The sequence below is a fragment of the Bradyrhizobium sp. BRP22 genome, assembly GCF_020194175.1.
In the GTDB taxonomy this organism is placed as follows: Bacteria; Pseudomonadota; Alphaproteobacteria; order Rhizobiales; family Xanthobacteraceae; genus Bradyrhizobium.
The window spans coordinates 1-10,147 of the sequence record NZ_JADYVX010000076.1 but is presented as its reverse complement, the minus strand read 5'-3'; the positions used below and the strand labels follow the sequence as shown (position 1 = coordinate 10,147).

Annotated in this window: 5 protein-coding genes and 1 pseudogene; all 6 read left to right on the top strand. The window is 59.5% G+C overall.

From position 1 onward, the window contains the following. Positions 1 to 482 (top strand): ribonucleotide-diphosphate reductase subunit beta (locus tag I6F35_RS39055; protein ID WP_225122890.1); only part of this gene is annotated, 482 nt, incomplete at its 5' end. 1,120 nt (positions 483 to 1,602) lie between these two features. Then, positions 1,603 to 2,775 carry an efflux RND transporter periplasmic adaptor subunit gene (locus I6F35_RS39050; protein ID WP_225122889.1) on the top strand — a complete coding sequence of 391 codons (1,173 nt, stop codon included), beginning with the start codon at positions 1,603 to 1,605 and terminating at the stop codon, positions 2,773 to 2,775. 12 nt (positions 2,776 to 2,787) lie between these two features. Further along, entirely contained in the window at positions 2,788 to 5,916 is a 3,129-nt protein-coding gene (locus I6F35_RS39045) for a multidrug efflux RND transporter permease subunit (RefSeq protein WP_225122888.1), read from the top strand. A gap of 905 nt (positions 5,917 to 6,821) precedes the next feature. Next, positions 6,822 to 8,090 (top strand): annotated as a pseudogene (locus tag I6F35_RS39040) (IS256 family transposase). Between the two features lie 967 nt (positions 8,091 to 9,057). Beyond that, complete coding sequence (locus I6F35_RS39035; protein ID WP_225122887.1) at positions 9,058 to 9,435, top strand: transposase; 378 nt, start codon at positions 9,058 to 9,060, stop codon at positions 9,433 to 9,435. Between the two features lie 102 nt (positions 9,436 to 9,537). Beyond that, entirely contained in the window at positions 9,538 to 9,696 is a 159-nt protein-coding gene (locus I6F35_RS40400; RefSeq protein WP_225122886.1) for a transposase domain-containing protein, read from the top strand. Positions 9,697 to 10,147: the final 451 nt, after the last annotated feature.

The window sequence follows — 10,147 nt, the reverse complement described above, 5'->3', positions numbered from 1 at the left end:
AGATGAACGGCATGGGACAGATCGTAAGCTGGTCAGTGCGCGACGAGAGTCTCCACTGCGAGGGCATCATCAAGCTATTTCACGAATGGCACCGCGAAACCGGCGCGGTGACGCGCTCCGTCCGCGAGGACATCGTCGACGTCGAAGATCATGGTGAAGCTGGAGGAGAACTTCGTCGATCTCGCCTTCGGCTCGGCACAATCAAGGGTATGCTGCCTGAGCAGATCAACGCCTACGTCCGCTACGTCGCCGACTGGCGACTGACCCAACTCCGAATTGACCCGGTCTTCGGCTTCTTCGAGGCTAAAGAGGGCGGGTTCGCCCAGGTCAAGGCGCATCCGCTACCGTGGCTCGTCGAGATTCTCAATGGCGTCGAGCACGCCAATTTCTTCGAGCAGCGCGCCACGGAGTACTCCAACGCGGCGAGCCGCGGCAGCTGGGACGGCGAAGACAGGGTGTGGGCGGCTTTCGGCCGCATGTAGGCGACCTAACCTAACTAACGCGCGCCCCTGACCTTCGGGCCCAACTAGGCCGGCGGCATGCTGGCACGTAAACCTGAACGCCCGCCCGATCATGTCTGCCGAACCGCACGGATGACCGCAGCAAGCTGCTCAGCTCTACATCGCCGCCGATCCGCACCGCGACATCGCCGACCGCAATTTCCATCGTGTCGCTCGCCACAGCTTCAAAACGCGCGAACTTGACTGGTCGGGCTCGCTCGGAAAGCGGCGGCAACCCGAACCTTACCGACGAATGATCGGTGACCACCCGCAAAGCCGCTGGCTCGCTACGGCGCTATTGGGGGACGCGCTTCGCGAGCGGCTTCGTTCCAGCCACACCACCAGCTGCGACACGACCCCCTCGCGTGCTTACAAACCTCGAAGCCTGGATTCGCCGGAGACTGCGAAGGTATCTCTGGCGACAATGGTATAACGGGCACAAGCGATTCACGGAGCTTAGCCGCCTCGCGCTTAGCGAAGTTCGCCGCATCGGTTGCCGCTCGTTCGCCGGCGGGGCCCTGGCGAATGTCCGGGCACCCTCCGTCCAGCACGCGTGCGCCACCACTTCTTTAACGCTCTTGGTCTCCGCCGAATACTTGCTCCTGGGCCAGCTTAACTCAGTCGAACCGCCGTGGTACGGACCCGCATGCCCGGCTGTGTGGGAGGGGCGACGTCGCGAGACGTCCCGTCGCGATCAATCCCCTTTAGATTCATTCAGCTCGGCGGATGCTCTAAAATCGCCTGGCTTGCCTATTACTTTTGGTAGTCGAGAACGCTGATCTCCGCCGTTAGAGTGGGTAAACACTAGCAACTCGGGCATAAGCGGCGGTCTGCAAGACGATGATCGCGAACAAAAGGCGAAATTCCTTGAACTCACAACATCTAGAGATTGCCACTTTATCTATTTTGCGGTCGAAAACGGAACCAGCTAAGCTTGGCGCGTCCACTCTTCGTCGTCAGAATGATAGTCCCGCCGCGCCTAAATCGCGTTCTGGCGCAGAATGCTGAACCAGGTTCACAGTGAGGTCCATGACTGGTCAGCACATGCCGGCCAATAGCTAACCTGTGCTCATCCCGCCCGTATCCCTGTGGATCCAGGACAATGGCGCGCCGCCTCGATATGTTTTGCTTGTGGTTATCTCTGCAGGTAGCTCTGTTCGTCGCTGCATGCGGCGGCGAACAATCCAGCGAAGCACCGGCCGCGCAATCAGGCGTAAGTTCGTCGGTCATTACCGTGCTGAAGGTGAAGCCCGAGGCCGTGACATTCGTTGATGAATTGCCGGGGCGCGTGGCTGCTTACAGGACCGCCGAGATCAGGCCGCAGGTCGGGGGGATCATTGAAAAGCGCCTGTTCGACCAGGGTTCGGAGGTCGAGGCCGGCCAGATTCTGTTTCAGATCAATCCTGATCCGTTCAAAGCGGAGGTCGACAGCGCGGCTGCGGTGCTTCAGCGAGCTGAATCTGGTCTGATCCGCTCTGAAAGTAAGTTCGATCGTGCCAAACAGCTAGTGACCAGCAATGCGATCAGTCGTGATGCATATGATGATGCGCTCGCCAACCTTGCTCAGGCGAAGGCGAATGTTGTCGAAGCCCAGGCGACACTTCAGCGCCGCAGGCTAGACTTGGCCTTTACAACAGTAAGGGCGCCGATCGCTGGACGGATTGGCCAGGCGCTCGTTACTGAAGGCGCGCTTGTCTCAGCTAACGGGACCAAGGCTCTGGCGATCGTCCAACAGATCGATCGGGTCTACGTTGATATTCGCCGGCCTGCCGCGCAGATCGACGTGATCCGTGAGGCTACCCAGTCTGGCCAGCTCGACTACGCGTCGAAGATACCCATTGAGATTATCGCTACGAGTGGAAAACCTTATCCGGTCACAGGAAGGGCGCTATTCTCCGATATCAACGTCGATCCCGGCACGGGCAATGTCACCTTGCGAGTCGAGATGCAGAACTCGGAACGATTTCTGCTTCCAGGCATGTATGTCCGGGCACGCGTACCCCGCGGCGTGCGACATAACGCATTGCTAGTGCCGCAGGAAGCCGTCATCCGCGATTCAGCAGGCCGGGCGCAAGTCATCATCGTCGATCACAATAAGCAGTCGGCCCGCCGCCTCATCAATCTCGGTGAAATTGTGGCTGGCCGCTACATTGTTACTTCGGGCCTGAAGGCCGGCGACACTGTCGTGGTGCAAGGGCACGAGCGCGTGCAAGATGGGGGCACGGTGCACTCAAGGCCATTCACGCAGGACGCCGCCGTACAGGCGGGCCATTGAGAGCGAAGGGCCATGCCTCAATTCTTCATCGAGCGGCCTGTCTTCGCATGGGTGATCGCGATATTCATCGTTCTCGCCGGGGTCCTGGCGATTCCGCAACTGCCGGTCTCTCGCGCTCCGAACATCGCGCCGCCGACGGTCGGCATATATGCAATGCATACCGGGGCCGCACCCCAGACTATCAACGATAGCGTTCTCGGTCTCATTGAAAAGGAATTGTCCAGCGTCAAGAACCTGCTCTATTTCGAGTCGACCGCCGATCCGTCGGGCGAGGCGAGCATCACTGCAACGTTTAAGCCTGGCACCGACCCCGAAATGGCGCAGGTGGATATCCAGAATCGTTTGAAGACTGTCGAAGCACGTCTACCTGGGCCGGTGCGCAGGATTGGCGTGACTTTGGAACTGGCCTCCTCCGGCTTCATCATGATCGTCACCCTCAGCTCCGACAATGGTCAGTACGACGAACTTGCCCTCGGCGACTACATGTTGCGGAACATTGTCCAGGAATTAAAGCGTGTTGAAGGGGTCGGTCGCGTGCAGGCGTTTGGCTCGGAACGAGCAATGCGCATTTGGGTCGATCCTGCCAAGCTCGTCTCTTATTCGCTGTCATTGTCCGATATCACAGGAGCGATCCAGGCACAGAACGCGCAGATTACGCCAGGACGCGTTGGTTCGGAGCCAGCCGTGCTCGGGCAGAAGGTCAGTATCCCGCTCACGGTTCAAGGGCAATTGCAGAAACCAGAAGAGTTTGCGGCCATACTGCTCCGTTCCGAGCCGGACGGCTCAAAGCTCGTGCTGGGGGATGTCGCGCGCGTCGAGCTGGGCGCTCAAAGCCTCGCTTTTGCGATCCGCGAGAACGGCAAGCCGGCGACGGCTGCCGGCATCCAATTAGCGCCGGGTGGAAATGCGGTCCGCACGGCCGCCGCCGTCCAGGCTCGTCTCGACGAACTCGCGCACGCCATGCCGAACGGAATGGGTTATGCCATCGCCTTCGATACCACACCATACGTGAAGATCTCGATCAAAAACGTTTTTCAGACCCTATTCGAGGCAATGATTCTCGTTTTTCTTGTCATGTTGCTGTTTCTCAAGAAGATCCGGTACACGCTGGTCCCAGCGATCAGTGCCCCGATCGCACTGCTGGGCACCTTCGGGGTGATGTGGGTGGCTGGCTTTTCCATCAATGTCTTCACGATGTTCGGTATGGTATTGGCAATAGGTATTATTGTGGATGACGCTATCGTTGTGGTGGAGAATGTGGAACGCATTATGGTCACTGAGGGGCTGCCCCCCAAAGCAGCTACGCAGAAAGCCATGAAGGAGATCACGGGTGCGGTCATAGGCATCACGCTGGTTCTGTCAGCAGTGTTCGTTCCGCTGGGGCTCGCAAGCGGGTCCGTCGGCAACATCTATCGGCAGTTTACATTATCGATGGCGGTGTCGATCCTGTTTTCAGCGCTACTTGCCCTCACATTGACACCCGTACTTTGCGCTACGCTCCTTAAGTCGATCGATGCCGGGCGCCACGAGAGGCGGGGACTTTTGGGCAGCTTCAGCCGCACCTTCGACAGGCTGACCAACGCCTACATCGGATGGGCTACTACAATGGTCAGAAGGACCGGCAGGATGATGGCGCTCTATGCCGTGATATGCCTTGTTCTCGTACTTGCGTATATGCGTCTGCCGTCATCGTTTGTACCTGAAGAAGATCAAGGCAGTTTTATCACGACGTTCGTGCTGCCCGCCGACGCGACGGCAGAGCGCACCATCAAAATTGTCAGTCAGTTTGATCGACATATCGGTTCGCGCCCAAACCTTGCGCGCAACCTGTCGCTGATCGGTTACGGATTTTCCGGCTCTGGGCCGAACACCGCGACATCGTTCACTACGCTTAAGGATTGGAGAGAACGGACGGGGACGCTTGACGACGAGATCGCCTCTGCAACGGCAGCCATGGTCAGCGCGCCGGAAGGCGTGATCATGAGTCTGAAGCCGCCCGTCATCGAATCGCTTGGGACCACTGCTGAATTCTCACTGCGCGTGGAGGATCGAGCTAATCGCGGCATTGATGCATTGATGTCAGCACAGGCCCAGTTGCTGCAGCTTTCGGCTCAGAGCAAACTCGTGCGAGCCGTCCATGCCGAAGGCCTGCCAAACGGGCCGAGCGTGAACCTCAAGATCGATCGACAGAAGGCTGAAGCCCTGGGCGTATCCTTCATCGTCGTCAGTGATACTCTGACGGCTGCGATCGGCTCGACCTATGTCAATGATTTTCCGAACGCTGGGCGCATGCAACAGGTGATCGTGCAGGCCGATGCGGAGCGCCGGATGCAGGTTGATGACGTGCTTAAGCTGTATGTCAGCAATAATACGGGCGCCATGGTGTCATTGTCAGAACTCGTCAACCCAGTCTGGGAAACCAGACCCATGCAGTTCGTGCGTTACAACGGGTACCCGGCCGTACGCATTGCCGGCAGAGCTGCACCCGGGATATCCAGCGGCGATGCGATGCTGGAAATGGAAAGACTAGCCTCACAATTGCCCGCAGGTTTCACGGTCGAGTGGACCGGACAGTCGCTGCAGGAAAAGCAATCCGCATCGCAGGCGCCCATCCTGCTTGCTTTCTCCATGCTGGTCATCTTTCTAGTGCTGGCAGCGCTTTACGAGAGTTGGTCAATACCGTTCTCGGTGATGCTTGTCGTGCCGCTTGGAATGATCGGTTCTGTTCTTGCAGTGCATCTGCGTGGGCTCGAGAATGACGTTTTCTTCAAGATCGGTCTTATAACTATCATCGGGCTTTCAGCCAAGAACGCAATCCTTATCGTCGAATTTGCGAACAATCTTCGCACTCAAGGGCGTGGGCTTACGGAGGCCGTCCTCGAAGCAGCCAGAATTCGATTGCGGCCAATCCTGATGACCTCATTGGCCTTTGCACTCGGTGTGGTCCCGTTAATGTTTGCCCGCGGCGCCAGCGCCGAAACCCAGCGCGCCATCGGGACCGGCGTATTCGGTGGGATGATCTCAGCAACGGTCCTCGCTGTGTTCTTTGTGCCGGTCTTCTACGTCGTCGTCATGAAACATTTCAGAGCGCGCAAAGAACGTGCCTCCATTCAATCGAGGCCAGCTACGCCTTCCAGCTGACTTCCAAATCTTCGTTTCCAGATGGTGAAGCGCGTCTGAGATCTAGACGTAGAATAGCTGGTGCCCTAGGCTGGGCTGATCTGACCCGGCAAGCTGGACCATTTTGGCTAGAGCTTTCGCTGCCGAATCGCCGCGGCATCTGCCGCACGATCTACCGAGCTGCTAGACGGCACCAAGCGGACGACGAGTCCCGCCGAGAGCATCTATACATGCTCGCGGAAGGCATCAAGCTGCTCGGGACGGTCATCGAAACCGCGACTGCTATGTCTGCCGTCCTCGGCGCCGCTTGAGGGTATATCGACGATCCGTCACCCGCTGCTGCTCGACTCCTGCCAGCTGTTTCATGCCAACGCCGTGGGCGAGCTGCTGCCCGCGTCCGGTCCCGCGAAGGTGAGGGACGATCGCCCGCAGAAGCCGAAGAATGCCGATCAGATGGGCCACAACAATGGACCCGATCTCAACAGTGGCTTCAATCCATTCGCGACATCGCCGGCACCGGCAAGCGCCGGGCGGGGTCGGCCACAGTGGAGACGACAAAAACCGTCTTGGCGAGGCGGTCTTTTATGTGATTGCGAGCCCCAACGTGCGGGCGCGAAGCCTCAGCTCGCGGCTCACGCCAAAGCGTACGACGATTTCAGCGACAGTCCTGCAAGTCCGAACGAGATGTCGCGGCATCAATGGAGCCGCCGCAAATCGATTGGCGTGCCACTCAGGGTCTCGACATGCCGAAATCTTTCCGACGAGCGTCGAGGGGGTGCGATTGAGAGTATCGATGTGCATGACAGCATGGCCACGCCGGGAAAAACAAGAGCTATGGCGGAATCTGGGTGATGACGGTGTGAGGAAGGCGGCGTATCGAGGCGGGTGACGAGCCTGCCAGAACCTCTCGAGGAGAGCGATACGCCATGACCGAGACTACCAATGTTCTTGCTTTCCGTCAGCCGTCCGCGGTTGATGATCCACTGACCGATATCGTTCGAGCCGGCGCGCGGGACCTGCTTGCCAGGGCGATCGAGATCGAGGTTGACGCGTTTCTGGCCAGCACGGCCAATCTGACGCTGCCCGACGGTCGAGCGCGCCTGGTCCGACATGGGCACGGTCCGGTGCGCGAGATTGCGACCGGCATCGGTCCGGTGGAGGTCGCTCGTCCCAAGGTCCGCGACCGCGGAGCGAGCGGGCCAGGCGACCGCCTCCGCTTCAGTTCGGCAATCCTGCCGCTATGGGCGCGGCGGACGAAGAGCCTGGATGCCTTGATCCCGGTCCTCTATTTGCGCGGCATCTCGACCGGCGACCTCCAGGAGGCGCTCTCGGCGCTGCTCGGCAAGGATGCGCCGAACCTGTCGCCTTCGGTGATCGCCGGCCTGAAGGCCGATTGGCAGGTCGAGTACGAACGCTGGCAGAGACGCGATCTGTCGGCGCGTCGCTATGTCTACATCTAGGCCGATGGCGTGTACCTGCAGGCCCGCATGGAAGATCACAGCGAATGCATGCTGGTGCTGATTGGCACCACGCCGGAAGGCAAGAAGGAGCTGATCGGCTTCCAGGTCGGCGTGCGCGAGAGCGCGCAGAGCTGGCGCGAACTCCTGATCGACCTGCGGCAACGCGGGTTACGGACTGCCCCGCAACTCGCCATCGGCGACGGCGCCCTCGGCTTCTGGAAGGCACTGGACGAGGCCTTTCCCGGCACGCGGCACCAACGATGCTGGTGCCATAAAGTGAGCAACGTACTCGACAAGGTCGCCAAATCCGTGCAGGGCCCCATGAAGAACGACGTGCGGAACATCTATCTGGCCCCACACCGGGCCGAAGCTGAAACCGCAATCGACGTCTTCGCCGAGAAGTACCACGTCAAATACGGACGTGCGGTGGAGTGCCTGATCAAGGATCGCCATGCGCTGCTCGCCTTCTTCGACTTCCCTGCTGAGCACTGGATCCACCTACGCAGCTCGAACCCGATCGAGAGCGTCTTCGCCACGGTGCGCCACCGAACGGTGCGGACCAAGGGATCGCTGTCGCAACAAACCGCGAAGCTGATGGTGTTCAAGCTCATCGACGCCGCATCGAAGACCTGGCGGCGATTGAAGAGCACGAACCAGTTGCCGAAAGTCATCGCCGGTGTAAAGTTCATCGACGGAATCGAAGTCATTCCGAACACTGAAAGCCACGCCGCCTGATCAGGCCGCGTCACCCAAAATCAGCCATAGCTCGAAAAACAAACCTATCGTCCAAACTCGTCGCGGGCAGGCGCACGGCCGGAAGCAACCCGGGCACGTCCGCCGGAAGGCACCGGCACGAGCTCTGGCAGAGCCGCAAGCTGGCTAGAACGCATCACCCGCGAGTGATCCAGGTCAATGCCACACCGAAGCAGCTGCGCTATTTTGCCCGTGCTTTCCTCAGCGTGTCTTGCTAAACGGTTGGCTTTAAACGGGGGTGTTGAACTGAGATTTGAGGAGGGCCAACGGGCGCAGGAGCGAGCGCCTCCACCGAGTAATTCGGCCACGCCTGATCAAGCAGCGACTGCTGCGGCTCTCTCCGATGACGCCTCAGGCTCGCACAGCTACCGGTGGAAACGGTCCGCTTGCTTGGGTGTTTTTCTGATTCGCGACCTCTTTGCTGATCGACTTCGTTGGCTCGTCGCGGTCGGCCGAGAGGGGGCGCAGATGGCCGCCGGGGGCACACGACCTGGGGCGGAATATGATCGTGCGCATGCGAGCAGGAGACTCGTCGATCATCGACGATCACCCAGCGTCTGCTAAGTCAATCCCTTAGTTGAGCGTCAACGCCCTGTTCGCGAACATAGGTGCGAGGGCGCGCTCGTCGAGGAGCCGTGCTTGCGCGTCGCGAGCGTCGCTAACACATGCTTAACGAGATCGAATAGCGAGCGCTGCCAGATACGGTAGGTGACCGGTACGATATAGAGATCTATCAGTTCGCCCGAAAACCGGCCCCGAAATTCGATATCGAATCAATTTGCTCCGGCGCTTCCCGGCCTACGGGCGTGATGCGCGCTGAGACTTTCGAAGGAACTGCACACGAACCGAACCATCGCAATTCTTCTCGTGCTCGCCGCTGGGCCGGTGTACGGCGACAGGGCCAAGAAACCGCAAGACGCGGCGTCGCGCCTGCTTCCATCTCCAGCCCGTGCCCGTCGCCCAGCGCCAGCTCGCCGCCTTTGTCGTACAGTTACTTGAATCGGTAGAAGCTGTCGCGACTATAGACCGGCTCTCGGCGCTGGCTCGGCCACAAGGTCCGTGGACGCTGGCGCATTGCTGGAGCCATCTGCGGCAGCGCTTCGTCAAAATGGCGCGCAACAGCAGGTCGCCGATCGCCGAGGCCGCGGTACGGCAGATCGCACAGCTTTACGCCATCGAAGCCAAGGTCCGCGGCCTATCGCCGGGCATCCGGCTGGCCGCACGCAAGGAGCATTCGCTGCCCATCGTCGCTGCGTTGAAGCCATGGTTCGAGAAACAGCTGTCGATGATCTCGAGCGGCTCGACGCTCGCGGAAGACATTCGCTAACGCACTCAACCATTTGCCGGGACTGACGCGCTTCCTCGATGACGGGCGACGGTCGCGGCCATAGCGGCCCACGGTCATGAGCTCGGGGCCGAAAATTGGGCTTTGCTTGCGTCGATCGTTGCCACCTGCAAGCTCAACCACGTTAACCCCGCCGCCTACATCGCCCAAACACTCGAGGAGATCATCGCCGGCCACCCCCAAAGCGGAATCGACGACCTCATGCCATGGCGATTCCGCAAAGCGTCAAGCCAGCATCAATAGGGTTGCGGCTAAGCGCTTACGAAAATCGCGGCCGCAATGACGAATAGGAAAAAGAGTAAATCGCGGATCATCCCCTACAAATACCTAAGCGAGTGCAGTTCGTGCCAGAGCACCTGTCGCGCATTTTCCCCAAGCATCGCGCCCGGGCCTCGCCGGAGCGAGCCGTTACGACGTCCAGAACTCGATAAACTCGCGAGGCATCCCTCTGATCGTTTCTGACGAGCCTAAATAGTAGTAGGCCAACGGCTGTTTCTCGCGTTTCCGCTTGTATTCCCGAAGGAGCTATATACCCTGGCGAAATTCAAGCCGTTGTGCCCTTCGAACGGTCCCTAGCGGCCCTTCCCAGAGACATCCTCGGATTGAATTGTCGGAATCGCGCGAGTCCATGCGAGATGCGCGTTGCGCTTCGGAGAAAACGTTATGGCGACAGGTACAGTGAAGTGGTTCAACG

Bases quoted from the DNA above. Each gene is read 5' to 3' on its own strand.
- I6F35_RS39050 (WP_225122889.1), top strand. From the start codon at position 1,603: ATGGCGCGCCGCCTCGATATGTTTTGCTTGTGGTTATCTCTGCAGGTA.
- I6F35_RS39045 (WP_225122888.1), top strand. From the start codon at position 2,788: ATGCCTCAATTCTTCATCGAGCGGCCTGTCTTCGCATGGGTGATCGCG.